The following is a 26545-nucleotide window of genomic DNA, read 5'->3' as shown; positions in this document are numbered from 1 at the left end:
CAGCCAGAATAAACGGCAGCTAAACAGCCTGCACTTATTCAGATAACCTCGCTTCTCTTTAAAACAACGTTGTAAAGAGGTTTAAAAATCAGGTGATACCGTGATTATTTCTGGCAGCGGAAACAGATCATGGAACATATCCCTCTCAATGAAACCGAGTCCCTCAGCGAAGCATATCCCGTTGAACAAACCACAAAAAAAACCAGCGGATTCAGCCTGTTTGTCGATCTTCTGAGCGGAGCGTGCGTACCGGACAATCTGTGGCGCGACCGGATGTTCCGGGTCAAATATGCCGTTCGCACCTTACTGCATCCGCTCGATACCCTGAAAGTGCTGAATAAGATGGCGGCGGAAACCCTCTGGCAGGAAGCTTTCCAGGTGCAGACCAAACTACCGAGTAAAATTCACAAGCCGTATCTGTATCTCGGTCTGCATTCAGCCGGACGAGCTGACGCACTGGTTGATCACTACGCCTTCGTCAAAAGCCTGGAAAACGCCCGCCTGCGCAATACCTTTCTGAGCGCGACCGGCAATACCATCACCCGGTTCACCGGCAAAGACGGTGAAGCCTTCCGGGTGGAGCTCGGTTCCATCGGCAAATCTGAGCGCGAAGGCGAAGCCAACATGTTCCTTTATATGGAGGACACGCTGCTTGCGGCACTGACGTTTAGCATTGTGCAGCGCCCGGAAGGGAGGACACTGATTATCGGCGGATTCCAGGGCGCGCACCGTTCAACGGCACATGAAGTGATTAAACAGGCGACTAAATCCTGTTACGGCTTGTTCCCGAAACGTCTGCTGCTGGAAAGCCTGCAACGTGTCGCTGCCGGAACCGGCGTGCAGCGCATTCTTGCCGTCAGCGATACCGGTCACGTATTCCGCAGCCTGCGTTACCGTCACCGCAAGAAGAACGTGTTTGTCGCCAGTTATAACGAATTCTGGGATTCCATCAGTGCCACGCCCGCATCTTCAGCCTTATATCACGTTCCACTGGAACTGCCGCGCAAACCGATGGAAGAGATTGCCAGCAAGAAACGTTCTGAATACCGCAAGCGTTATACCTTGCTTGATGAATTGCATGAGAGCACAGCGTCTTTACTGAACGCCTGACCTCAGACCGACCCGTAAATCACCCGCTGCATCAAGGGCCAGGGAACGGCCTTTTGTTCAGTACTCCCCGACGCTTATGCCTGACCCTCAACGAAAATTCTGTTGCGTAAGCCGAATTTCAGCAACGGTTAAGTGCCGGTTTCGTAAAGTAATAGTCAGATAATCATTCAATTTAAAACTAATATGCTTCGAAGCATCTCGCCAATTGTGTGTTTTTGATGGCGAGGAATGTTACACGTATCGCAAAATCTTATCGCCAGCCGTCCCCTGCTGTTTTAAATGTGATGTTATTCACATCTATTCATTCATCCCACCTATATAAAACGTCATCTCTATAAAAACGAAACATCGGTTCATTTTATAAAAAATCTCTCTGGGCGGATAATGTATGAACGCAGAAAAACCTATTTTATTTAAACATCAGCTAGCATATGGCGGCGGAAATCTGTTGGGCAGCGGCGCACTGGCGATCGCCGGGATCTGGCTGCTGTACTTCTATACGACCTTTTGCGGCCTGACGCTGTTACAGGCGTCGGCGATCTTCTCCGTCGCCAGCATCATCGACGCCATCAGTAACCCGCTGATGGGCTATCTCTCGGATAACTTTGGTAAAACGCGACTCGGTAAACGTTTTGGTCGCCGCCGCTTCTTCATTTTGCTGGGCGTGCCGCTGATGATGTTCTACCCGCTGCTGTGGGTTGAAGGCTTCGGATTCTGGTATTACCTGTCTACTTACGTCATGTTCGAGCTGATTTATACCTCGGTCATGGTGCCGTATGAAACGCTTGCAACGGAAATGACCACCGATTTCTCCGCCCGTTCAAAACTGACCGGCTATAAGGCGATTTTCGGTAAAGTGGCTAACTTCCTCGCCGCGTTCATTCCCGGCCAGTTCATTCTGATCTACGGCAAAGACTCCGCGCAGCCGTTCTTCTTCACCGCACTGACCTATGGCGTGATCCTGTTTATCGCCATCGGCATGCTGTATCTCTCTTCCTGGGAACGCCCGGTAGAAGAGACCACGCCGGTCGATGAGAAGAAAATGACGCTTGGCAAAACCATGCTGACGCTGGTGCGCGACATGAAATCGACATTCCACCTGCGCGTGTTCCGTAAGCATCTGGGCATGTATCTGTGTGGGTTCGGAGCAGAATGGCTGTTTGCTTCCGTCTTCACCTATTTCATCATTTTCGTGCTGCAATATGACCCGACGATGGTTGCCGGTCTGAGCAGTCTGAACTCACTGCTGCAACTGTTCTCTACGGCGATCTTTATCGGTATCTGCGTCAAACACGGGTTCAGCAAGCCGTACATTCTGGCGCTGGGCATCGTGATTTTCTCGGTCATTTGCTACAGCCTGCTGCACGTCCTGCATCTGCCGCAGCAATACGCCACTGCGGCCATGCTGACTATCACAGTTATCTTCGGTATCGGTACCGGCGGTGTGTATTACATCCCGTGGACGGTTTACACCTTCCTGGCGGATATCGATGAAGCCTTTACCGGTCGTCGCCGCGAGGGGATTTACGCCGGTGCGATGACCTTCTCCGGCAAACTGATGCGCTCGGTGATTGTTTTCGTGATGGGTGCCATTCTGAGCTTCTACGGCTTCCAGTCCAAATCTCACACCCAGCCTGAAAGTGCGGTGATGGCGATTGCGCTGGTGTTCTGCATCGGTGTTATTGCACTGGCGCTGATGGCTATCGTATTCAGTAATCAGATGAAACTGAACCGCAAAACCCACCTTGTGGTGCTGGGCGAAGTGGCACGTATCAAAGCGGGCGGCCAGATAAGCGAGGTACAACCGGAAGTGCGTGCGGTGATGGAAGAACTGATTGGTTACCCGTATGAACAATGCTGGGGCAACAGTGTCGTTTGTCGCAAAATTTTCGATACCCCTGCGGTTGTGGTTACCGAGCCGAAACCGATGGTGAGCACCACGCAGCAACCCTGACACCTGATTTCTCTGTGTATTTTCCATTTTCCGACTGGCCGGGGCACCGGCCAGCGACCCCTCACGTTTTTAGGATAAGAACGATTATGTGGGCATCAAAATTTGTGATTACCGCGCTCACCCTCGGGATAAGCGCACAATGCCTGGCGGTTACCTTGCCTGATAGCGGCAAACTGGTCTGGCACAGCATGACTTTTGGCCAGTCAACCGACGTCAATTTCGCCACCAACGTTCTGCCTGAGAAAATCGGCATGAACGAAACCTTGCTGGCAGGGGGCAAAGCTGTTCCGGCGACAGGCACCGTGCTCAGTACCCCGTTCACACTTGAAAGCCGTGGCGGCAAAATCGGTAACAGCCACGACGGCTTAACCTTTTTTTATACCCGCTTACCGGCAGACGTGAATTTCCAGCTTGAAGCAGAGATCACGCTCAATCAGTTCGGGCCAGAAAATGGCGCGAAACCGGCCGGGCAGGAAGGGGCCGGATTACTGGTACGCGATATTCTGGGCAATCCGCGTGAGCCGGTGACTAAACCGGGCATTGAGGAGTTACCGGCCGCATCAAATATGGTAATGAACAGCATCATGGCCATCGGTGATAAACCGCCGGTACTGGCGCTGATTGCCCGGCAGGGCGTACAGCAACCCTGGGGAAATACCGGCATCGGCATAGTGCGTGAAAGCTATCATCCGCTGAGTACGCCGGCGCGTTTTTCGCTGCGACTGACCCGCACGGACACGGGTTTTACCGTCGCCTATGCGCCACAGGGCAGCGATCAGTGGGTAAGCAAATCCGTGCAGCATGCGGACAGCGTGACCCAACTGGACAAAACCGGGTATTACGTCGGTTTCTTCGCCTCGCGCAATGCCAAAATGACGGTTGAACACGCCAGGCTGACACTCAGCGAAGCGCATGTTCAGCCCTCCGCACCTTATGTGACACCGTCACTTAATGCGCGCATTGAGGTGATGTCATCGCCGGTCATTGCCCGCCGCGACAGCGTGTTCCAGTTACGGACTAACGGCGACGGAAAGGTGCAGATTGATCAGAATGGCAAACCGCTGTTGTCGCAAATAACGGTACGCGGCGGTGAAGTGGTCGCGGTTCCGTTTCATGCGGAACAACCGGTGACGGCGCTGAAAATAACCTACACACCGGCGGACGGTAAACCGGTAATGCAGGAATTCCAGGTGAATATGGCACTGGTCAGCAATCCTGACCACTTGTATGTTTCTCCGGCTGGCGCGGCAGGTAATGACGGCTCGGCTGAACACCCGCTGGATTTTGACAGTGCGGTTAATCTTTTAGCGCCGGGCGGTACGCTGTGGCTGGCAGAGGGCGATTACCCGGCAAGCCTGATCCCGGCAACCGCCAGCGGTACCGGCAAGAACCGGAAAACACTGCGTGCGCAGGGCGACAACGTGGTGTTTAACGGCCTGACACTCAATGCCAGCTACTGGAATATTCAGGGGATTACCGTCACACAAAAAAGTTTTCATGTTGCAGGAAGCTATAACCATATCGACCGCGTTAAGGCGCATCACGCCGACGATACCGGGATCTGGGTGGCGTCGCCGGACGGCATCGGGCGGGCATTATGGGCCAGCCACAATCTCATCAGCAATTCTGAATCCTGGGGGAATCAGGATCCGGGGCGCAAAAACGCCGACGGATTTGCCGTCAAAATGCGCGTGGGTGAGGGTAACCGGCTGGTGAACTGTTATTCCCACGACAACATTGACGACGGTTTTGACCTGTTCAACAAAATCGAAGACGGCCCGAACGGCAGTGTCACCCTTGAGAACAGCCTGTCGGTAAACAATGGCAGCAACGGTTTCAAACTGGGCGGCGAAGGATTACCGGTCGGCCATGTGGTGCGCCACAACGTCGCGGTCGGCAACGGCATGGACGGCTTTACCGACAACTTCAACCCGGGCGCGCTGGTTATCGAAGACAACCGCGCTGTCGATAACAAACGCTTCAACTTCCTGTTCCGCCCATCGCCTTACACCACGGCCGACAAGCAGGGCACGTTCAGGGACAACATTTCGCTGCGCACCACGGCAGGGAAGTATGACGATGCCGTCACCGGCAATGTGGATAACAGTAATTATTTTTACACTGACCACAAAACGGTGAATAACAGGCATCAGGAAATTAAACCGGGAGATTATATTTCTCTGCGATTACCGGATCCGATAACCCGTCTTTCTGACGGTGGATTTAATTACGCTGACTTTTTGAAAAACAAATAAAGCAGCGTCATTAACAGTAAGCCTTTAACTTAAAATTATACTACTCAATATCTCTGGGATTGATAAAAATGAAAAATAGCAGACTGATGATCTGCGGTTTACTGCTGGCCAGCGCCAGCAGTCAGGCCGTCACAATTGACCTTCGCCACGAATGGCTCGATGACAGTAAGCAACATAAAGACAGGGCGCTGGTCTCGCACCGCTTTGCCAACGGGTTCGGTTTCTCGCTGGAGGCCAAATGGAAATCCGGTGGTGATAATGAGAATAAACCCTTTAATAATCTGGTAGATAATGGTACAGAAAGCACCATCAGCTATCAGGTTAAAGTGACGCCAGAAGTGTTCGTCCAGCCGGGATTCACGCTGGAGTCCAGTTCTGACAGCAGTATCTATAAACCCTTTTTAACGGCGGGATATACTTTTGACAGCGGCATTTATTTCAACGCCCGTTATCGTTATGAATATACCCGTTATACCAAAGAAAATACCGAAGACCGTAAAACCAATCGCGGCGAAATATGGCTGGGTTATAAAATGGCTGACTGGCGGTTTGAATATAACTACATTTATAAACACAGCGATCAGATCCTGTATGACAACGACAAATGGGATTATGAGCAGAATTTAAAGGTCGCGTATAATATTAATAAACAATGGACACCTTATGCCGAGATTGGTGATGTTTCTGTCAGGAAAACCACCGACGAAAGGCAAACCCGTTTACGTTTAGGGATCCAATATAATTTCTGATGTTATCACATTACGGTGTGACGTCTGTCAGCCGGTCAGCGAATGCTGTCCGGCTATTTTCCTGCGGGAATGACCACCTGCCAGGGTCTGGATTATTCTGATAATCGCTGCAAGGCTCTCATTCAGGGTTATATTTACCTATTGATAATTCATTCAAGAGGTTTTCAACGCAATGATGCGTTGAGTTGTAACTGATTAAAAGGAGAGTCATTTTGACCGCAGAAATTCAGGAAAATACGACTGAGACACCGCTTCTCCCTGTATTGGATAGTCGCCAATACGCCTTCTTTTTCGATGTCGATGGCACACTTGCTGAAATCCGATCTGAACCCGATGCCGTCACGATCCCCGCTGAAGTTCGTGATCACCTGCAAACGCTGTTTGCGGCCTCTTCCGGTGCGCTGGCGCTGGTTTCGGGACGTCCGGTGGAACAGCTCGATCAGCTGGTCAGTCCGCTGGAACTCCCTGCGGCAGGCGTACACGGGGCAGAAATGCGCGACGGCAGCGGCACCCTGCACCGCGTAACCTTACCCGCTAATGTGGCACAAGAAGTGCAACAGACCCTTGAAGCAGGCATGGCCGCGTTGCCAGGAACTTTGCTCGAAACCAAAGGCATGGCTTTTGCCCTGCATTATCGTCAGGCGATGCTGCATCAGCAGCAGGTATTAGCGCTGGCGGAATCCGTGGTAGCAAAATTCCCTGAGCTGGTACTTCAGCCCGGTAAATGCGTTCTTGAGATCAAACCCCGTGGAAAAGACAAAGGCGCAGCGATTTATACATTTATGCAACAGACGCCATTTTCCGGACGCATTCCGGTATTCGTCGGGGATGACCTGACCGATGAAAAGGGGTTTGAAGTGGTTAACGCCATGCAGGGGATCTCGGTGAAAGTCGGCGAAGGTTCAAGTCTCGCGCAGTATCGCGTCAAAACCGTTCGCGACGTTTACCGTTGGATTGAGGCGTTACAACGTCACACATTAACATTTAAGAAGGAGTCCGAATTATGAGTCGCCTGGTTGTTGTTTCTAACCGAATTGCCATTCCTGACGGTTCCAAATCCGCTGGCGGACTGGCCGTGGGCATTCTGGATGCGCTGAAAAATACTTCAGGCCTCTGGTTTGGCTGGAATGGTGAGATAAGTGAAATATCGGGCGAAGAAGAGGATGACCTGAATCTGACTGAAGATGATGGCATTACTTACGCTTCGGTTCCGCTCAATCAAAATGATTACGATCTGTATTACTGTCAGTTTTCCAATGCCGTACTTTGGCCAGCCCTTCATTATCGTATCGATCTGGTGGATTTCCAGCGCGAAGCCTGGGACGGCTACTGCCGGGTCAATGATATGCTGGCGAAAAGATTGCAGCCGCTCATCAAAGCAGACGATATCTTGTGGATCCACGATTATCATTTACTGCCGTTTGCCGCTGCGCTGCGCAAACTCGGCGTCAAAAACCGCATTGGTTTCTTCCTGCATATTCCGTTCCCGACCCCGGAAATCTTCAATGCGGTGCCGACCCACGATGAATTACTCGAGATGATGTGTGAGTATGATTTGCTGGGCTTCCAGACCGAAGGTGACCGCCTGGCGTTTCTGGATAATCTTAAGGCGCTGACCGATATTAAAGATTGCGACGCGCATCAGCATCAGGCGTTTGGCAAAACCTTTGCCACCGGCGTATACCCGATCAGCATTGCGCCGGAAAGCATCCGGGAAATGGCCGAAGGCCCGCTGCCACCGAAAATGGCGGCGATGGAACGGGAAATTCGTGAATCGAAGAACATCATTTCCTGCGAACGTCTCGATTACACCAAAGGACTGCCGGAACGTTTTCTGGCGTTTGAGGCATTACTGGAAAAATTCCCGCAGCATCGCGGTAAAGTGCGTTATTCGCAAATCGCCCCGACATCACGCGGCGACGTGCAGGCCTATCAGGAACTCCGTCATCAGTTGGAAACCGAAGTGGGCCGCATCAACGGTAAATACGGTGGCATCAACCAGACGCCGCTGTTTTACCTCAACCAGCATTTCCAGCGCAGCCTGCTGATGAAATTATTCCGTCTGACGGATGTCGGGCTGGTCACGCCACTGCGTGATGGCATGAATCTGGTGGCGAAAGAGTATGTTGCCGCGCAGGATCCGCAAGATCCCGGCGTTCTTGTTTTGTCACAATTTGCCGGTGCGGCGAATGAACTTACGTCGGCGCTGATCGTCAACCCTTATGACCGTGATGACGTGGCGGCGGCGCTGGATAAAGCACTGACCATGCCGCTGGAAGAGCGGCTTGAGCGTTATAATGACATGATGGCGGTGTTGCGCAAAAATGACATTGCGAACTGGGGCGAAACCTATTTGCGCGATTTATACGCCGTTTCGCCACACGGTGAAAAACACCGCGCCGTCGTGTAAATTTTTATAAGCAAGAGGCTTGCAGCATATGCAAAATGCAAAATACCAGACGAACCAAAACGCAATGTTTGACAGCGAAAACGCTGATAGCGAAGAGACTCGTCTGACCGAGCTCGAGCCGATTGAACTGATCCTTGACCGGATGATGGATGCGGAACCGGAACCAGAGATGATCGAAGGTTTGCCGCCTTCGGATGCCTTAACGCCCGCTGACCGTTATCTGGAATTGTTTACCAGTGTGCAATCTTCAGGGCTTTTCGAGGACAGCAAAACCTTCCCCGACTGCCCGCCGAAGATGGATCCGCTGGACATTCTGTTGCGTTATCGCCGGATAAAAAAACATCCGGGCTTTGACCTGAAACGGTTTGTGGACGCGCATTTCTGGCTGCCTGAACACCGCGATGACGAATACGTGTCCGACCCCGGCGATTCGCTGAAAGAACACATCGATAAACTGTGGCCGGTGCTGACGCGCCAGCCGGAAGACCATGTGCCATGGTCATCACTGATGCCTTTGCCCCAGGCCTATGTGGTGCCGGGCGGGCGTTTCAGCGAGACCTATTACTGGGATTCTTACTTTTCGATGTTAGGGCTGGCGGAAAGTGGCCGTAATGATCTGTTGCGCACCATGGCAGATAATTTCGCCTGGATCATCGAGATGTACGGTCATATTCCGAACGGCAACCGCACGTATTACCTGAGCCGGTCGCAACCCCCGGTATTTGCGCTGATGGTCGAACTGTTTGAAGAAGACGGTGTACGCGGGGCGAGGCGCTATCTCGACCATCTGAAAATGGAATATGAGTTCTGGATGGATGGGGCAGAGTCTCTCGCGCCGAATCAGGCTTACCGTCATGCGGTTTGCCTGCCGGACGGCACGCTGCTTAACCGTTACTGGGATGACAGGGACACGCCGCGCGATGAGTCGTGGCGCGAAGATGTGGAAACCGCCAGGCAGTCCGGGCGGCCAGCCAACGAGGTTTATCGTGATTTACGCGCGGGGGCGGAATCCGGCTGGGATTATTCGTCGCGCTGGTTGCGTGACGGTCATCGTCTCGCCAGTATCCGTACCACGCAATTTATTCCGGTGGATCTGAACGCGTTTCTCCACAAGCTGGAAAGTGCCATCGCCAATATTTCCGGGCTTAAGGGAGATAAAATCACCGAAACGTTATTCCGCCGCAAAGCCGAAACGCGCCGCGAGGCCATCAACCGTTATCTGTGGGATGACAACGAAGGCTGTTTCCGCGATTACGACTGGCACCGTCAGCAAATGGCACTGTTTTCCGCCGCCAGCGTGGTGCCGCTGTATGTCGGGCTGGCCAGCCATTATCAGGCTGAACGCCTGTCGGAGGTCGTGCGCGCACGCTTGCTTACGCCGGGCGGCATCATGGCGACGGAATATGAAACCGGTGAACAGTGGGATAAACCTAACGGCTGGGCACCGCTGCAATGGATGGCGATTCAGGGCTTTAAGCAATACGGCAATGATGTGCTGGGCGATGAAATTGCCCGTAACTGGCTGAAAACGGTGAATCAGTATTATCAGCAACACCATAAACTGATCGAAAAATACCACATATCCGGTGGCACCCCGCGCGAAGGGGGCGGCGGGGAATATCCGCTGCAGGATGGCTTCGGCTGGACCAATGGCGTCGTGCGGCGACTTATTGGCTTATACGGTGAGAATTACGACTGATCACCGCATTCTCCCTGTGCCACCAGCCAGCGTTCAAACGCCTGGTGGAGCAGGGTTTTCTGCACGCCTGCTGGCGTCAGGGCATGGTAATGGCAGGGCGCGACAGTAATCTGCGGAAACAACAGCACCAGATTCCCGCGACGGATTTCTGCCGACAGCGTTCTGACCGGCCCCAGCCCGACGCCGATCCCTTCCAGCATGGCATGCAATGAAACGTGAAAATGGTCATAACGGCGCAAACCGCTGACCGGCGTTTTCTCCAGCCCTGCCGCCGCCAGCCACATATTCCAATGCCCTGGCCGGGTAAGGGTTTCAATGCGCGGACATTTCAGCACGTCCTCCGGTGTCTTCAGTTGAAAACGTCCGAGCAGCGCCGGCGAAGCCATCAGGCAATGGGTATCGGCCAGAAAAGGGATCGCGGAATATTCCGTGGCACCGGTTTCACGACGGATCAGCAAATCGTAATGCCCCACAATGTGTAACTGCTCGGTATTGGCCGTAGAGATTTGCAGATTAGCCTCAGGAAATTGCGTATAAAAATCATCAAGGCGGGGCAGCAGCCATTTCAGGCTCATGGTGGTGGGCACGCTGACGTTGAATACATTATTACGCCCGCCATTACCGTAACGCAGGGCGATATCCGACAGCGTATCAAACGCGCTGCCCAGCTCGCGCGCCAGCTTCAGCGCATAAGGTGTCGGTACCCGCCGCTGGCCTTCCTTACTGAATAAATTCACTCCAAACCATTTCTCCACCACCTGAATATGGCGGCTGACCGCGCCGTGCGTGATGCATAACTCCTGCGCTGCGGCGGTAAAACTGCCCGCATGACAGGCGACAAGAAAGGCGCGGAGGGCCGTTATCGGGGGAAGGGCATGCATGGTTGTTCCTTTTTAATCACGATTATGTGACTTTTTATCACGGGTTACGCCATTTTCTAAACGCTATCATCGCCCGCATTCTCTTTCAGAAAAGGATAGGTAACGTGATGTATGTGGTGATTGGCCTGACGGGCATACTGGCCGGAGTTATCAGCGGCATTGTCGGCACCGGGAGTTCCATCATGTTATTGCCGGCGCTGACGTATACTTTCGGCCCGAAAACCGCCATTCCGGTGATGGCGATTTCGGCCATTGTCGGCAACATCTCCCGCGTGATCCTCTGGCGCAAAGACATCAACATTCGGGCGTTCTTGCTGTATGCCGTGCCTGGCATTCCCGCAGCGATTCTCGGTGCCAATACCTTATGGGAGATGCCTGCCAGACTGTCGAATATATGTATCGGTACGTTCTTCTTTCTGCTCATCCCTTTACGACATTATGCCCGTTGCAGGGCTTTTACCCTCAGCAGTATGCAACTGGCACTGGCGGGCGCGCTGACAGGGTTTCTGACCGGTGTGGTATTTTCAACCGGCCCGCTGACCATCCCGGTTTTCGCCGGCTTCGGGCTGGTGAAAGGCGCGTTGCTTTCCACCGAAGCCGCTGCATCGTTCGCGATTTATTTCGCCAAAGCCTCAACGTTCAGCGCGATTGGTGCGATGCCGTGGCCGGTATTGTTTAGCGGCTTGCTGGTGGGTAGTACGCTGGCGGCAGGGATGCTTATTGGCAAAAAATTTGTTATTAAGATGTCAGAGACATACTTTAACCGCCTGATCGACATCCTGTTATTTCTGGCGGGGATCTCATTATTCTGGAATTCAGCAAAAGGAGATTAACGCATGAGTACCCACCCGATCCGCCAGGTTATCGAAGCCTGTGACAAGGCCATATCAGTCAGAGATTTTGACGCACTGATGGCGCATTATGCCGAAGATGCTGCGCTGGTGATTAAACCGGGCATGATTGCCCGAGGCAAAACCGATATCCGTAAAGCCTTTGTCGCAATCTCAGATTATTTTCAGGATCAGCTGGTGGTAGAACAGGGTGAAATGCAGGTGATTGAAGGAGCGGACGATGCGCTGGTGATCATGGAAACGGTGCTGCATTTCCCCGACGGACAGGGCGGCAAGGTGACCACGACCCGCCGCGCCACCTATGTTTTCCGCCATGAACCGGACGGTCGCTGGCTGTGTACCATCGATAATTCTTACGGCACATCGCTGCTGGATAAAGAATAAGACTCCGGCAGATCAGGGCAGCGTGATGAGTTTTACATCGGTTTGAACGCCCGGCATCATCTGCTCAAGCCCGTGAATTAACATATCTCCGGCGTCGTGCAATGCCTGCAACGGCATGGCTGGCAGGCTTTCGAGAATGAACCACATATTTTGCGCGTCGCTGTCGAGGCGGGTTCTGATGCCCTGACGCCAGTTCCAGCGCCGGCAGGTTACGCCTGCGTCATCTCGCCAGATCACTTCACCGGCGTCAGGTGACTCCATCACCGGTTCTCCTGCTTTGAGTGTGTCAAACGGCTCGCTGCCTGTGGCGAAGGTCAGCAGCGGGTGTCCAATGTAGGCTGAAATATTTTCCCCGCCGACCGGAATGGCGTATTGAATACTCACCGCATTATAGAGATCCACTACCGGATCGATGGCAGGCATGGTGCCGTCTTTGAGTACGCGTTTTCTGAGAGCATCTGCAGAGCAGGGAGTGCGTTTAGGTTTTGCGCCAAAGGCTTTAAACACTTCACCCCAGGCGCTCAGATGTTCATCTGTCCAGGAAAAATCATTCTCAAGCACAAAACGACAGGCATTTTGCAAAGTTTCCTGCGCGAGCGCAGGATTGATTATCGGCGCTGCCTGCGCCGATATACTTAATACGCGAAAGCCAGGGGCGATACGGGCAAGCGTCGGATCGAGTGACGGGTTAACGACGATCATGGAACAGTCCTGTAGTAAAGGTCAGGCATTGACTATGCCATCCGTCAGCCCGAAACGGAATTATCCTTTTTTCATACCCGGTAATTCCTCAGAAAAACGTGCCGTAATCGCATCCGTTCATGACCCTGATATTCCGTCAGAATATGATATAAATCTGGCCTGCGACCTGCCTTCCAGCGTCTGCCCGTACTTTCACCCACGCTATATTGGCCAGGGTATTATGCCGGGCCTTTGATGCGCCGCACTATAAAAAGCAGGCCGGATGATGTATCCTGCACTGATTACTGGTATGCTGTATATAATTACAGTATAAGGAGCGAATCATGGCTGTTGAAACAAAATTTGTTGTCGTCAGAAAAGGTGAAGAGAAAATGACATTTGCCAATAAGAAAGAAGCAGACGCTTACGACAAGATGCTCGACATGGCAGATGCTTTTACTGAATGGCTGTTACAAAGCAATATCGACATGGATGAAACTCTCGCGGAAAACATTGCGCTTCACCTCGCCGAACAGAAAGACACCGTCCAGCATATTTTGCGTACCAGCAAATTGCCGGAAGCAGAGTCAGCGCCGCAACCCGCCGCTGAAACATCAACACAAGCCGCAGACGTCGCAGAAAACGTGGTTATTGAAGAAACGGTTGCTGAAGAGATCGTTGCTGAAAAACCTGCCGCCGCTAAGAAAGTACGTACGGTAAAAGCCGCGTAACTGACAGAACAGCGTGCGTAACTGCACGCTTTCTTTCCCGCCCTTTGCTCCCATGCTCAGTATTTCAGCGGCAAACGGATCACTTCTTTCAGAATACCGTTATCCAGCCTCAGATATCCCCCCAGTTTTAGTTGTGAAAGCACTTTCATGATCGTGCTGCGCGAAAGGTGTGTCTTGAGCTGAATATAGTGGGCAGCGGGAATATTTTCGCGTATTTCCGGCGGTTCGTTCATGAGTTCCATAAGCTGATGGCGCAGAATTTCATAGGATGTTGGTGCCGTCAGCAGGGTGCTTTTGACATAGAGTTTGTTGGTCATCCTGAGAAGATGTTTGGTCAGAGCCTCCCACAGATCCAGGCGTTCAATCAAAGCATGCATTTCTGCCACAGTGGCACGGGCAATTTCTCCCTCATCCTGTGCCTGAATAAACATTTTGGCGTCTGCGGGAACCGCGCCGCCAATCCCGATAATCCCCGGTACAGAAATAACACCGATCAATACCGGTTCGTCGTTATGAAAGGTTTTAAACCAGCCTTTGCGAATGAAATAACAATGAAATTCCCCGTTCTCATACAGATAGAAGCGCGAGCCTGCGGGGACAGTACGGAACTGGAGATAGGGAATGAGCTCTGCCAATAGCTCAGCGGTAGCCCGACTGAGGTCTTTGCCCTTATCACTTTCGGTAACCATCGTCATTGACCTCTTCAGACAGCAACAGCAGGGAATTACCTTAAATTTAGCAGAGTTCCCTGTCCGGTGAATGCGGCCTTAAGAAACCATGTAGTGCATGATCATCTTTCTCCCGCCATGCAAAAGGACACGCAATGGATAAGTCGCAGGCGCTGGTGCGCAATTAAAAGCGTTTCCCATTAACAGCATGACCTTTCACAAGAATGCGGGAACCGATCCCGCATTCTTGTATCCCCGCACGATTTTTACCCTTCCTGATATCGCTTATGCAAGGTGTCCTGACATTGTTGTTGCGTCTTCACTTTCTCGCGGTCGGCTTTGCTGAGCGAAGTCCATGTCTGAATCACCTTATCGGCTTCATCCTCATCAAATTCTGTCTTATTGATCGACGACGGAGACTGTGATTGTGTCGAAACATCTTTGATCTGCTCACGGAAATACGCCGCAGTGCCATCAGGTTTATTGAGCGCGGAACTGCAGAGAATATTGATATAGGTCGCGGGGGTATGTTGCGCAGTAGTGTCTTCGGCGACAGCAGGGCCCGCGATCATCAGGGTAAGTAACAATGCAATACGTCTCATAGCGTCTCCTTATGTTGAACACCTTTTAAGGGTAGAAGAGTACAGAACGCGAAAGCATTTCACGCGGGGCAGAATAGTCTGAAATCAAAAAAGTGCCGCCTGCGTTTTCAGACGGCGCCTTTCTTTCTCAGTCCGTGCGCAGATAAAAAGTACATATATAATTAAGTATCCCTCCAATACTCTTTGCTTATAATTACATCCGTTTGCCGCAAATTTAATTAACTCAACGTTTATTTAAAGGAATAAAAAGTCTATGCGCTTTATAGAGAAAAATCCTCAGGGCAGAAAACCATTAACTCTCAGCCTGGACGAAGAAAAAGAAACGCCCCCAGAATATGAAAGGCATGCGATGAATTTTTCGCTATTCACGGACAATCATGAAAATGTTGCTGCGGGGCGGTGCAGTGTACAGAGTGAATCCGGAAGTAGCGATTATTTATATATCTCGGCGATATATGTTGAAGGAAATACCAACACGCCTACGAAATCTAATCCCAACAGATTTATCGGACTGGGGCAAATTTTGTTATTTTCCGCCATAAGATACGGGCTGGAACTGAATATCGAAAACGCTTCATTATTGCCGGTAGACGATAGCCAGGGATTCTATTTAAAAATGGGTTTTCACCCGAATATCGCCGGCTCAGTGAACAGGATGGATACCACCGGGGTTTCGCTCAGTTCGGGTAGCGGAAAATTAAATGCGCAGTGGGTCAATCGTTTCGCCCATGCTTCCTTCCTGAACCGGCATTTTCGTGGCTCCAACTGGACAGGTAATATTCGTAATATTCACTTAAATCTGCGACAAAAAGTTATGAATAACTGGACTATCATCGCGTGATCAGAGTAATACACCGTGTTTTCTGAAGAAACATTCTGCAGGCAACCAGCTAATAAACACCGTTATTTCAGCTTCCCCAGCGGCTTTTCAGGTAACGGACCGCGTCCTGCGTCTGCGGCTGGTTGAGGTAGTTTTCGCGGAATAAAATCGTACCGTTAATTTGTGACACGGATTCATTCATATCGAGCTGTTTTTTCAGCTCCGGCACGCCGCCGCTTACCGTCCAGTCCGGTTCATTTTTTGACGGTTCGCCCACTTTATACAACGCCACACCAATGTAGAGGCGCGTATGTGTGGGCTTGACCACATTTGCCCACCAGTTTGCCAGTACGTCATAACGCGCTGCCTTGCGGGAGAATGGCCAGTACAGTTGCGGCGCAATGTAATCGAGCAAACCCTGTTGCACCCACAGGCGGGTATCCGCATAGGCTTCATCATAAGCCGCTGCACCGGAGGTTTGTGAACCCGCCGGATCATGTGACACATTGCGCCAGACACCCGCCGGACTGACGCCAAATTCCACACCCGGTTTCAGCTGTTTTATGGTGCGCGAAACCTGCTCAATCAGTTGCTGGGTATTGTGACGCCGCCAGTCGGCTTTTGAGGCATAACCCTGACCGTATTTGCGGAACGTCAGGCTGTCATCCAGCGCGGAACCCGGTGATTCTGAATAAAAATAGTCATCAAACTGCACACCATCGACCGGATAACGCGCCACCACTTCCGCCACGATGCTGGTTATCCAGTCGCGCGCTTCAGGAATACCGGGGTCAACCACGAAACGATCGCCGGAGGTTCGGATCCAGTCACGGTGCAGCACGAACACGCTGGCCGGATGCAGCGGCAATGTCTGATTCAGTTCTGCCACTGTCGAAGATTTGGTATTCACCGACACGCGGTAAGGGTTAAACCAGGCGTGCACCTTCATGCCGCGTTTGTGCGCTTCATCGAGCATAAACTGCAGCGGATCATAGCCCGGATCCTGACCAATCTTGCCCGTAAGCATATCTGACCACGGCAAAATTTTTGATGGCCAGAATGCTGTGCCGTCAGGTTTCACCTGGAAGAACACCGTATTGATGCCCAGACTTTTAAGCTTGTCCAGTTTGGCCGTCAGTGCCTGTTGCTGCTGGCTGATGCGTAAAGACGTACTGCCGGTATTTACCGAATTAACCGGCGGCCAGTCGAGGCGGGAAACCGTGGCCAGCCAGACGCCGCGCACGGGTTCATGGCTCAGCACCGGTTGACCGGGAAGAGGGTGCTTCGTCACTGGCGGCAGCGGCGTCACCAGTGATTTTGGCGGTGTCGAGGAACAGCTTGCCAGCAACAACGCAAACGCCACAATGGCAGCAGGATATTTAACGGCAGTGATACACGAAAAATGACGGGAAGAAGCGATGATAAACTCCGGTGATGTCTGGTCGTCGCGCGAAAAGAAACATTCTCTTATTATTGAAATTAAAGTCAATCGCTCAGGCAATGGCGAAACCTTCCCCCCGGCGACTCAGTGTCAGGTGAGGCAGGATAAAGGACAGATACTCAGTGAGTGCGGGGTTTATTATCGCATTTAACATAATCATGATTATGCGCACCAAATTCTGTTCCTGGCGGTTCAAGTACGGGTAGCTGAATCATAAAAAATGCTCCTTTCTGAAAACGGTGCTTTAAAAGCCATCATATGTGAATTAACATATGTTTTGTCAATCCATTATCGGGATTCCCTATGCTACAGCCTGTCCAGCTTTTTAAACTGCTTGCTGACGAAACGCGCGCAACGATTGTGATGCTCCTCAGGGAATCAGGAGAGCTTTGCGTCTGCGATATCTGTGCCGCAACAGCGGAATCTCAGCCTAAAATCTCCCGTCACCTTGCACTGTTACGCGAAGCCGGGCTGGTCACAGACCGCCGGGAAGGTAAATGGGTGCATTACCGCCTCTCACCACAAATGCCTGCGTGGTCAGCGACCATCATCGATTCGGCATGGAACTGTGACCGCGAAAACATACGCCACAAACTGAACAATAAGTCACCGGTTTCGTGTTAAACCAATAAACACATTCACTATAACAAATATGAACGGAGTCGCTCATGTGGCTGGCAGGTACTATTTTTTTGCTCACCCTGATTCTGGTTATCTGGCAGCCCCGCGGGCTGGGCATTGGCTGGGGCGCCATGCTGGGCGCAGGTCTGGCATTACTGACAGGCGTCGTTCACCCAAGTGATATTCCTGTTGTCTGGCAAATAGTCTGGAATGCAACGGCCACTTTTATTGCCGTTATCATTATCAGCCTGCTGCTGGATGAATCGGGTTTCTTCGAGTGGGCGGCACTGCATGTTGCACGCTGGGGAAACGGACGCGGGCGTCTGTTATTTACCTGGATTATTTTGCTGGGCGCAATGGTCGCTGCGCTGTTCGCCAATGACGGTGCCGCACTGATTCTGACGCCGATTGTCATGGCGATGCTGCTGGCTCTGGGTTTCAGTCGCGGCGCGACATTAGCCTTTGTCATGGCCGCCGGTTTTATCGCGGATGTTGCCAGCCTGCCGCTGATCGTCTCAAATCTGGTGAATATCGTTTCGGCTGATTTCTTTAATCTGGGATTCACGGAATATGCAGCCGTCATGGGGCCGGTTAATCTGGCGGCCATTGCGACAACACTGGTCATGCTGCACCTGTTTTTCCGCCAAGACATTCCCCCGGTTTACGATATTTCTCTGTTAAAACGGCCTGAAGAGGCGATCCGCGATGCCGGCACCTTCAAAGCTGGCTGGCTGGTTCTGATCCTTCTGCTGGCAGGTTTCTTTGGTCTTGAACCCCTCGGCGTACCGGTCAGCCTGGTTGCCGCCATCGGCGCACTGATTCTTTACGTTATCGCCAGGAAAGGTCACGCCATTAATACCGGTAAAGTGCTGCGCGGAGCACCGTGGCAAATCGTTATCTTCTCGCTGGGTATGTATCTGGTGGTTTATGGTTTACGTAATGCGGGGCTGACGCACACCCTTTCTGCCCTGCTGAATCAGCTGGCAGAGCAGGGTTTATGGGCCTCTACGCTGGGGACCGGGTTCCTCACCGCCTTCCTCTCTTCCATCATGAACAATATGCCGACCGTTCTGATCGGCGCGTTGTCGATTGAGGGCAGCTCAGCCACGGGCGTCATCAGGGAGGCGATGATTTATGCCAACGTGATCGGCAGCGATCTGGGGCCCAAAATCACCCCGATTGGCAGCCTGGCAACACTGTTATGGTTGCATGTGTTGTCACAGAAGAATATGACGATTACCTGGGGATATTACTTCCGTGTGGGCATTGTCATGACCCTTCCGGTGCTGTTTGTCACGCTGGCAGCTTTAGCACTGCGGTTGTCTGTCGTGCTGTAACGGATGTTTAATGCATAACCTCATGCTGAGGTTGAAAAAGAGATCACCCTGATGAGCAACATCACTATTTATCACAACCCGGCCTGTGGCACATCGCGCAATACCCTTGAGCTGATCCGCAACAGCGGCGCTGAGCCTGCAATAATTTTGTATCTTGAAACACCACCGGCGCGTGAGGAACTGGTAACACTGATTGCGGATATGGGCATTACTGTGCGGGCGTTGTTACGCAAAAATGTCGGGCCGTATGAGCAATTAAAACTGGCAGACAATCATTTCAGCGACGATCAGCTGATCGACTTTATGTTGCAGTACCCGATCCTGATCAACCGGCCGGTGGTCGTTACGCCGCTGGGCACCCGTTTATGCCGCCCTTCTGAGGAGGTATTAGCGATCTTGCCTGATGAGCAACGTGGCGCGTTCACCAAGGAAGACGGTGAAGCGGTTATTGATGAAAGCGGCAAACGCATAACGAAAATCTAAAAAATAAGGCCGGTCATCAGACCGGCCTTAAGGATGCTTAGCGGTATTCGAAAAACACCTTACCGGCCATCAGGCATGCGTCACCGGTTTTTGCTCTGTCTTAGACTGGGCGTTTTCCAGCATTCTGCGCACCGGAATGATAAGGACAAACAGCACCGCAGCGCAGATCAGCAACGCAATGGAGCATCGCGCGAAGAGGTCAGGCAACATATCCAGTTGATCGGCTTTTACATGTCCGCCAATCAAACCGGCTGCCAGATTCCCCAGTGCGCTGGCACAGAACCACAGGCCCATCATCTGACCGCGCATTCTTTCCGGTGCCAGCAGCGTCATCGTCGCCAGACCAATCGGGCTCAGGCACAACTCGCCGAGCGTCAGCATCAGAATGCTTCCTACCAGCCATAATGGCGATACGCCTGCCCCGCCGCTGTTCAGCACGTTCTGGGCTGCCATCATCATGATCCCGAAACCTGCCGCTGCACACAAAATGCCGATGATGAACTTGGTGATGCTGCTCGGGCGCACATTTTTACGCGCCAGTAACGGCCATGCCCAGCTAAATACCGGTGCCAGCAGGATGATAAACAGCGCATTGATGGACTGGAACCAGACGGCAGGGATTTCGAAATCGCCGATCATGCGGTTGGTGTAATCGTTAGCAAACAGGTTGAACGAGGTCGGTTTCTGCTCAAATGCAGACCAGAAAAAGGCCGCCGAAACCAGCAGAATAAAGCACACCAGCAGCCGGGCGCGCTCTTTCCGGTTCAGTCCGGCAAACAGGAACAGATAGATAAAATAGAGCGCAACGGACGCCGCAATCACATACACCAGCACGCTGGCGACGGCAACCGGGTTAATGACGATCACGCCCTGCGAGATCAGCGCAACGATGACGGCGACCCCTGCGGCCAGCGCCAGCAGCCAGACACCCACACCATTTTTCTTCGCAACCGGACTGTTCCAGGTTGAATCCAGCCCCACTTCGCTGTCGTAACGTTTCATGGCCGGCACGGCGTACAGGCGGAAGATAATCAGCGCCACCAGCATACCGATGCCCCCGATACCAAAGCCCCAGTGCCAGCCATGCGTTTTTATCAGCCAGCCGGAAATCAGCGGCGCGATAAACGACCCCATGTTGATGCCCATATAAAACAGCGAGAAACCGCCATCGCGACGCGCGTCGCCTTTTTTATACAACGTGCCCACCATAACCGAGATGCACGTTTTGAACAGGCCGGAGCCGAGAACAATAAACATCAGGCCGATGAAGAACAGGCTGTCGCCCATGAAAGCGGAAAGCGCAATGGACAGGTGGCCGAGCGCGATGAGGATCGATCCGTACCAGACCGCCCTCTGCTGTCCGAGCCAGTTATCCGCCAGCCACCCACCCGGCAGCGCCGCCAGATACATACAACCAGCAAATATACCGACGATAGCTGATGCGTTTTCACGCGCAAGCCCCATGCCGCCGTCATAAACCGTCGCTGCCATAAACAGGATCAGTAAAGGACGGATGCCATAAAACGAGAACCGCTCCCACATTTCAGTGAAGAACAATGAGCCGAGCGGATAAGGATGGCCGAAAAAAGTCCGGCTTTCGTTTTTATTAACAGAGGAATGCATAAATTCTCCAGAGAAAGTCTGTCGTAATCGTTGTGAATACCCTTGCCCGGCGGCTGTCGTGCAGCCGCTCTTAAGCATTCAGCGTTTATGATTTAATTGCTGAATACCGGTATTGTCTGGCATTAACCGCAGAAGTTTTAGAGGAAAAGTCGACTAATGTCCACTTTTACAGATTTTATCGCGGCAAAAAACCGGACAGCGCAGGTCACTTTACGCAGTAAAAAAGCCCTCATGATGAAATATGCATCCGGTAAAACATCCCCTTCACGGACTGCCGTGGGCAAAATAGGTGCCGCTATAGGGGATTGGCAGGTAGTCGTGAAAGATCTGTTTCAATGTCTGCTCGGGTTCAATATCCGCAAACACGTCAGGATAAAGGGTTTTGGCCATAAACTCGGTCGCAGCAACATGCCACGGGCTGAGGTAAAAATTTTGCCATATCATCCCGGTGCGGCCGTTATGCAGGGCTTTCAGTTCACGCAAACCATTCTGCCTGGCTGTCAGTTCCTGCAAACTGTGTTGTGCCATTTCCAGTGTAATGGCGGGTCCCAGTTTCAAATCATTCTGATCCTCAGCAGAACCCGCACCCGTGGCGAAATACACTTCTGGTTGCGCCATGATAACCGTTTCTTCATTAAGCCGGCCAAAGACGCCCTGAACCGTTTTGCTGGCGATATTATCCCCTCCGGCAAAATTCAGCAGTTCACCCAGACTGCCTTTCACGGCGGTCACACAACATTCATTGCGACGTCCAAGATGTAACTGAAGCAGCACCGTCGGTTTGTGGCCGGAATAAGCGGCCAGACGATCATGGATAACCTGCATATGCGCATCATAAAAGTGATTAAAGGCCTGAGCCCGTGCAGTCTGGTTAAGTACTTCGCCCAGAATGTTCACACTGCGCGTGGTATTTTTCAGCAGATGCACACGAAGATCGACTTTCACTACCGGAATATGCGCAGCCTTGAGCATAGCGTTAAGACGCAAATCGGCATCGTCATAGCGCGCAAGGCTGGGCAGGATCACCAGATCCGGTTTCAGCGCCAGCACCTTTTCAGGATTCATGTCATTTGTTCCGCCCAACCCCAGCGACGGAATCGCCAGCATCTGCGGAAAACGCTGAGCAAAAATGTTCCAGGTCTGGCTGTCATACTTCTTCAGGTCGAGCGGCCAGCCGACAATCCGTTTCACCGGATCACCGGTTTCAAGAAGAGCCAGGGTATAAAGCATCCGGCTTTCGCCAAGCACGATACGTTGCGGATTATCGGGAATGTCCACATGATTACCGTCGATGTCGGTGACGGTGCGGGCCTGTACGCCGAAGCCCGTCAGTGTCAGCAACAACATAAACAGCATCGTCATCACGGCGCGTATACGCACCGGATGAGCGCCCGGCGTGAACCACAGATCAGAATTCAACACTTGCCTGCACCATAAGATTACGGGTTTCACCTTCGCGTACGCGCAGGTTACCGCCGCTGGACGTGTAATAATGTTTGTTAAACAGATTATTCAGGTTGAGTTTAAGCTGCGTCTTCTCCCCAAACAGACGGTTGTTCCATGCAACAAAGCTGTCAGCCACCGTATAATCAGGCAACGTGAAACTGTTCTCCGGATCTCCCGCACGGGTGCCCACATACCGCGCACCGCCGCCGATACGGAAATCTCCCGGCAGGCCGTTAATCACCAGATTATGACTCAGATAGAGCGCGCCCGAATGACGCGGTGCATTCTGCAGGCGGTTGCCGTTATTCGCAGCGTTTTCACCATCATCTACAATTTCGGCTTTGTCATAGCTGTAACTGGCACTGACTTCCCAGTCAGGCAGAATCTCACCATTTAACTCGAATTCCGCCCCGCTGGAGCGCGCTTTATCAATGGCGCGCGTTTCGCCGTTAATGCTCAGTGACATGTCACGCTCATCAATACGGTACAGCGCCACGCTGGCAAACATGCGTGGGGTCATCTGCCATTTACTGCCCACTTCCCAGGTGGTGCCCTGTTCAGGCTTTCCGACATTGCCGTCATCATCGACATCCGTGGACGGCGTAAAGGATTTGCTGACGCTGCTGTACAGAGAGACATCTGGTGTGACTTTATAAATCAGACCAGCCTGAGGTAAAAACTTATTCCCTTCTGAATCAAGCGTCTGAACGACCGGATCAAAGCCTTTTGACGCACGTTGCTCATAGTGCTGATAACGGCCACCCAGCACCGCAATCCAGTCTGACGTCAGTGAAATACTGTCTTTAGCGTAAACCGACCGGCTGTGGATCCGGTTCAGGTTATTGCCATTAGCCGTATTCTCAGTCGTGCTGTTGGCCACCGGGGAGAGAATGTCATATTGCGGATCAAAATAGTTAAAGCTGCTGTTGGCTTTTCCCTGGTATTGATGTGCACGATACGTCTGGTTCATCTCATAGTCTGTACCCAGCACAAGATCATGATTCATGCCCAGAATGTCCTGCGAACCCAGCAGATCCCAGGAAACGTATTTGGTCTTATGGTTAAAACCGCGGTTGGCATCCGCCCTGCGCGTCACGGCACCGGTGGTGGTGTTCACCGCCGTCACCCTGACCTCGTCATTATTGTAGCGGCGCTGGTTCCAGCCAACCGTCAGCCGGGTGCTCCAGTCATCACTGAACTGCCAGTCATAATGCGCGTTCAGCGTTTTATTATGACCCCAGGCCCGGTTTGACTTGTCATCCAGCCGGTTTTTATAACCGATATCGATCGCCTTACCGTTAATAAAAGCGGTGCCGCGATCGTAAGGAATATCGTAGCGGTAATCAGAATAGCTGATCAGGAAGCTGGCTTTTTCGCCGTACCATTGCAGCGACGGTGAAATTAATGTGTGTTTATCGCTGCCAAAATTACGCCAGTAATCCTGATCCTGTTTTTCCGCAATCATGCGCAAAGCAAAACCATTACCCAGCGGGCCGGTGACATCGACTGTCCCTGCTCCGCCGCCTTCACTGGCGTAACGTCCGCTGACTTTCGTGTGCCAGTCATATTGCGGTTTTTTACTGACCAGGTTGATGACCCCGCCGGGGTTTTGGATCCCATAGAGTAAGGAGGCAGAACCTTTCAGTACTTCAACACGTTCGGTGGTGGCATCAAAGTTGAGGCCCTGACTGCTGCGCACGCCGTCACGATAAATAGAACCATCAGAATTGGAACCAAAACCACGCCGGACAAATCCATCCTCCGTACCTGCGAGCGTATTCCCCTCACTGACACCGCTGACAAAACGCATCGCATCAGAAAGACTTGTGGCCTGATAGTCGTCCAGTTGTTGCCGGGTCACCACACTGACTGACTGTGCCTCGTTAAGGCGCGGGGTGGGTATTTTACTGGCGACAGAACTTGTGCCTGCGCTATACCCCCCATCGTCAGCCCCCTGGCCGGTGATGGTGAGCGTGTCGTTTTCCCCGGCTGAATGCCCTGAAACGGGTGTCAGCATTGCAACACCATAAATCGCAGCAAGAATGGCAGGATGGCTTTTTCTTTTAAAATCAAACAACTTGTTATTATTCATTTCAGTGAACCCGGTGTTGAAAATGACATCTATTCCCATAATGCAATTGATAATCATTCCAACATGCAAGCATGTAGTAGTAAATGATATGTTTCAGAATTTTGCTACATCAAAAAGCGTAATGCCTTATTTACCCGCCACGAAGAAATTGAATTAACTTTTTGTTTTTAAAACATTAATATAAAAAATACTGAATAGCATCAGCATAACCACGCTCATTCACATCAGAATGTGGATATTTTTACCCCCCCGAACCACTACATTGTTAATATGAGAAAACAGCGTGAATGTTCTGTGTTCACCGTTAAACCTTCAAAAATGAAAAGGATGGGAAGAATGACATGGCAACCACTCCGGTAAAAAAACGTATTGATGTGTTCGGTGAACGTTATCGTGCACGGGCGTCCACACTTTCCCCCGGGTTACAGGCCGTAGCGTCTTATATCCAGAACAATCGGGAATCGGTGCTGGAAGCCACCGCAATGGATATTGCAGCCGCGACAGACGTTTCCGATGCCACTGTAGTACGCGCCGTTCAGGCGCTCGGTTTTGCGGGTTTACGCGACATGAAACAAACGCTGGAAGCCTGGTTTGGTACCGCAGTTAACTCAGAAGAGAAGATGATCACCACGGTCAGCGAGCTGGCCAGCGATATCAATTCGGGTATCAGCTTCGTTCTCGACGGACATAAGCGTGCCTGTGATGCGCTGGCGGAGCCCGCAAACCGGCAGGCGATTTCTGAAGCTATCGCGCTGCTGATTAATGCACGCCAGGTGGCGGTGTTTGGCCTGAATGCTTCAGGCATTTTAGCGGACTACAGCACAAGGCTTTTTACCCGAATCGGCATTCCGGCGGTATCACTTAACCGCTCAGGCATTGCACTGGCAGAACAACTGATCAATCTGCAGCGCGGTGATGTCCTGATCATGATGGCGCAGAAGAGCGCACATCGTGAGGGCAGAACGGCAATACAGGAAGCAAAGCGTCTGAGTATCCCCCTCATTTTGCTGACCAACGCCAGTGACTCTTTTTTTGCGAAACAAGCTGACATTGTCATCAATGTTCCACGCGGTGGTGAGAATGGCAGAATGCCGCTCCATGGCACGGTACTGGTCTGTCTGGAAATGCTGATTTTATCCGTTGCCTCGGCCACCGCATCGCGGACGATGAAAACCATGAAGCGCATTCAGGATCTTAACCAGTCGCTGAAATCCGCGAATAAAATCAGAAAATTGCAGGACGGCGTGGCGTAACCGACCACCCGCTGTTTGTCGGTCTGATCGGGTTCAGCATGTGTATGTAAAGCAAAACGCACGCTGGCTACTCAGATATCGAAATTATACAATTTGCCAGGCCCGGCGGGGAAAGTGTCATAGGAGCCGCTGATATACATGCCCTCCCTGAAGATAACCACCTCATTCACGGGCACCGGGTGCTGACACTCGGCACAAACCAGAGAATGCACGATTTCTGCCAGGGGCGTGTTCACTGCGGCGACGAAACGATCTGACCCGCATTGCCCGCAAACAATTGTAATATCCGGCATGTGATGGGCTCTGCACAAAAATGAAAATGATTCCTTCAAATATAGCATAATTGGAATAATCTCATTGCTTATTCTTAAATTATTACCTAACAAAATATTTTCTTCAGGCAAAAAAAAGCCCGCATGCAGAGCGCGGGCAATCATACAAACACGAAGAATAA

The 26545-nt window shown here is 51.9% G+C and carries 24 protein-coding genes and 1 pseudogene; 15 read left to right on the top strand and 10 right to left on the bottom strand.

Translation table 11 applies throughout. The annotated features are described in order from the left end of the window. Positions 1-129: 129 nt before the first annotated feature. The 7 genes from RAHAQ2_RS23795 to treF all read left to right on the top strand — a co-directional run bounded on the left by RAHAQ2_RS23795 (position 130) and on the right by treF (position 10177). Positions 130-1110, top strand: a complete 981-nt coding sequence (locus RAHAQ2_RS23795; RefSeq protein ID WP_014341940.1) for a VirK/YbjX family protein — start codon at positions 130-132, stop codon at positions 1108-1110. A 388-nt stretch (positions 1111-1498) separates the two neighbouring features. After that, positions 1499-3064: an MFS transporter gene (locus RAHAQ2_RS23790; RefSeq protein ID WP_014341939.1), complete on the top strand. Its 1566-nt coding sequence runs from the start codon at positions 1499-1501 to the stop codon at positions 3062-3064. Between the two features lie 86 nt (positions 3065-3150). Then, positions 3151-5319 (top strand): right-handed parallel beta-helix repeat-containing protein, encoded by a 2169-nt coding sequence (locus tag RAHAQ2_RS23785; RefSeq protein WP_014341938.1) that lies wholly within the window; start codon positions 3151-3153, stop codon positions 5317-5319. 68 nt (positions 5320-5387) lie between these two features. Beyond that, a complete protein-coding gene (locus RAHAQ2_RS23780) occupies positions 5388-6068 on the top strand; it encodes an oligogalacturonate-specific porin KdgM family protein (RefSeq protein WP_014341937.1) in 681 nt (226 codons plus the stop codon). 212 nt (positions 6069-6280) lie between these two features. Then, a complete protein-coding gene (gene otsB / locus RAHAQ2_RS23775) occupies positions 6281-7075 on the top strand; it encodes a trehalose-phosphatase (protein WP_014341936.1) in 795 nt (264 codons plus the stop codon). Then, positions 7072-8478, top strand: a complete 1407-nt coding sequence (otsA, locus tag RAHAQ2_RS23770; RefSeq protein ID WP_014341935.1) for an alpha,alpha-trehalose-phosphate synthase — start codon at positions 7072-7074, stop codon at positions 8476-8478. Before otsB ends, otsA begins: the two co-directional genes overlap by 4 nt. A gap of 64 nt (positions 8479-8542) precedes the next feature. Further along, positions 8543-10177: an alpha,alpha-trehalase TreF gene (treF, locus tag RAHAQ2_RS23765; RefSeq protein ID WP_086935311.1), complete on the top strand. Its 1635-nt coding sequence runs from the start codon at positions 8543-8545 to the stop codon at positions 10175-10177. Here the strand turns inward: treF and RAHAQ2_RS23760 are convergent. Next, entirely contained in the window at positions 10168-11058 is an 891-nt protein-coding gene (locus RAHAQ2_RS23760) for a LysR substrate-binding domain-containing protein (protein WP_014341933.1), read from the bottom strand. The genes treF and RAHAQ2_RS23760 overlap by 10 nt on opposite strands. 107 nt (positions 11059-11165) lie before the next feature. Between RAHAQ2_RS23760 and RAHAQ2_RS23755 the strand changes: the two genes are divergently transcribed. Both RAHAQ2_RS23755 and RAHAQ2_RS23750 read left to right on the top strand, forming a co-directional pair. Then, on the top strand, positions 11166-11891 hold the full coding sequence (locus RAHAQ2_RS23755) for a sulfite exporter TauE/SafE family protein (RefSeq protein ID WP_014341932.1): 726 nt from the start codon (positions 11166-11168) through the stop codon (positions 11889-11891). Positions 11892-11894: 3 nt separating this feature from the next. Then, positions 11895-12293, top strand: a complete 399-nt coding sequence (locus tag RAHAQ2_RS23750) for a YybH family protein (RefSeq protein WP_014341931.1) — start codon at positions 11895-11897, stop codon at positions 12291-12293. A 12-nt stretch (positions 12294-12305) separates the two neighbouring features. Here RAHAQ2_RS23750 and RAHAQ2_RS23745 read toward each other — a convergent pair whose 3' ends face one another. Together RAHAQ2_RS23745 and RAHAQ2_RS26075 are read right to left on the bottom strand one after the other, a co-directional pair. Next, positions 12306-12995, bottom strand: a complete 690-nt coding sequence (locus tag RAHAQ2_RS23745) for a B3/B4 domain-containing protein (RefSeq protein ID WP_014341930.1) — start codon at positions 12993-12995, stop codon at positions 12306-12308. Positions 12996-13055: 60 nt separating this feature from the next. After that, positions 13056-13186, bottom strand: a pseudogene (locus RAHAQ2_RS26075) (acyltransferase); the annotation flags it as partial. A gap of 132 nt (positions 13187-13318) precedes the next feature. Here RAHAQ2_RS26075 and RAHAQ2_RS23735 point away from each other — a divergent pair. Continuing rightward, positions 13319-13705 carry a YebG family protein gene (locus RAHAQ2_RS23735; protein WP_014341929.1) on the top strand — a complete coding sequence of 129 codons (387 nt, stop codon included), beginning with the start codon at positions 13319-13321 and terminating at the stop codon, positions 13703-13705. Positions 13706-13761: 56 nt separating this feature from the next. Here the strand turns inward: RAHAQ2_RS23735 and RAHAQ2_RS23730 are convergent, their stop codons facing one another. Both RAHAQ2_RS23730 and RAHAQ2_RS23725 read right to left on the bottom strand, forming a co-directional pair. Further along, on the bottom strand, positions 13762-14400 hold the full coding sequence (locus tag RAHAQ2_RS23730; RefSeq protein WP_231572434.1) for a helix-turn-helix domain-containing protein: 639 nt from the start codon (positions 14398-14400) through the stop codon (positions 13762-13764). A gap of 239 nt (positions 14401-14639) precedes the next feature. Then, a complete protein-coding gene (locus RAHAQ2_RS23725; protein ID WP_014341927.1) occupies positions 14640-14975 on the bottom strand; it encodes a hypothetical protein in 336 nt (111 codons plus the stop codon). 253 nt (positions 14976-15228) lie between these two features. Between RAHAQ2_RS23725 and RAHAQ2_RS23720 the strand changes: the two genes are divergently transcribed. Then, positions 15229-15816, top strand: coding sequence for a GNAT family protein (locus tag RAHAQ2_RS23720; RefSeq protein WP_014341926.1), 588 nt, complete (start codon positions 15229-15231; stop codon positions 15814-15816). A gap of 67 nt (positions 15817-15883) precedes the next feature. On the opposite strand, the gene RAHAQ2_RS23715 is transcribed toward RAHAQ2_RS23720, so the two are convergent. After that, positions 15884-17215, bottom strand: a complete 1332-nt coding sequence (locus RAHAQ2_RS23715) for a glycoside hydrolase family 10-like protein (RefSeq protein ID WP_420802832.1) — start codon at positions 17213-17215, stop codon at positions 15884-15886. A gap of 324 nt (positions 17216-17539) precedes the next feature. On the opposite strand from RAHAQ2_RS23715, the gene RAHAQ2_RS23710 reads away from it, so the two are divergent. The 3 genes from RAHAQ2_RS23710 to arsC are packed head-to-tail and all read left to right on the top strand — an operon-like array spanning position 17540 to position 19677. Then, the gene (locus RAHAQ2_RS23710) at positions 17540-17860 is read left to right on the top strand and encodes a metalloregulator ArsR/SmtB family transcription factor (RefSeq protein WP_014341923.1); all 321 of its coding nucleotides are present in this window, start codon (positions 17540-17542) and stop codon (positions 17858-17860) included. 44 nt (positions 17861-17904) lie between these two features. Beyond that, positions 17905-19194: an arsenic transporter gene (locus tag RAHAQ2_RS23705; protein WP_014341922.1), complete on the top strand. Its 1290-nt coding sequence runs from the start codon at positions 17905-17907 to the stop codon at positions 19192-19194. A gap of 51 nt (positions 19195-19245) precedes the next feature. Then, positions 19246-19677, top strand: a complete 432-nt coding sequence (arsC, locus tag RAHAQ2_RS23700; protein WP_014341921.1) for a glutaredoxin-dependent arsenate reductase — start codon at positions 19246-19248, stop codon at positions 19675-19677. Positions 19678-19746: 69 nt separating this feature from the next. Here the strand turns inward: arsC and RAHAQ2_RS23695 are convergent, their stop codons facing one another. The 3 genes from RAHAQ2_RS23695 to RAHAQ2_RS23685 form a co-directional block, all read right to left on the bottom strand. Continuing rightward, positions 19747-21300 carry a peptide MFS transporter gene (locus RAHAQ2_RS23695; RefSeq protein ID WP_014341920.1) on the bottom strand — a complete coding sequence of 518 codons (1554 nt, stop codon included), beginning with the start codon at positions 21298-21300 and terminating at the stop codon, positions 19747-19749. A gap of 264 nt (positions 21301-21564) precedes the next feature. Further along, the gene (locus RAHAQ2_RS23690) at positions 21565-22662 is read right to left on the bottom strand and encodes an ABC transporter substrate-binding protein (protein WP_037040932.1); all 1098 of its coding nucleotides are present in this window, start codon (positions 22660-22662) and stop codon (positions 21565-21567) included. Positions 22663-22708: 46 nt separating this feature from the next. Next, complete coding sequence (locus RAHAQ2_RS23685; RefSeq protein WP_037040930.1) at positions 22709-24838, bottom strand: TonB-dependent siderophore receptor; 2130 nt, start codon at positions 24836-24838, stop codon at positions 22709-22711. Between the two features lie 341 nt (positions 24839-25179). Between RAHAQ2_RS23685 and RAHAQ2_RS23680 the strand changes: the two genes are divergently transcribed. Beyond that, positions 25180-26091: a MurR/RpiR family transcriptional regulator gene (locus RAHAQ2_RS23680; protein ID WP_014341917.1), complete on the top strand. Its 912-nt coding sequence runs from the start codon at positions 25180-25182 to the stop codon at positions 26089-26091. 71 nt (positions 26092-26162) lie between these two features. On the opposite strand, the gene RAHAQ2_RS26070 is transcribed toward RAHAQ2_RS23680, so the two are convergent. Further along, a complete protein-coding gene (locus RAHAQ2_RS26070) occupies positions 26163-26528 on the bottom strand; it encodes a hypothetical protein (RefSeq protein WP_238532102.1) in 366 nt (121 codons plus the stop codon). Positions 26529-26545: the final 17 nt, after the last annotated feature.

Source organism: Rahnella aquatilis CIP 78.65 = ATCC 33071 (assembly GCF_000241955.1).
Classification (GTDB): Bacteria; Pseudomonadota; Gammaproteobacteria; order Enterobacterales; family Enterobacteriaceae; genus Rahnella; species Rahnella aquatilis.
This window is presented reverse-complemented; position numbering and strand designations above follow the sequence as displayed.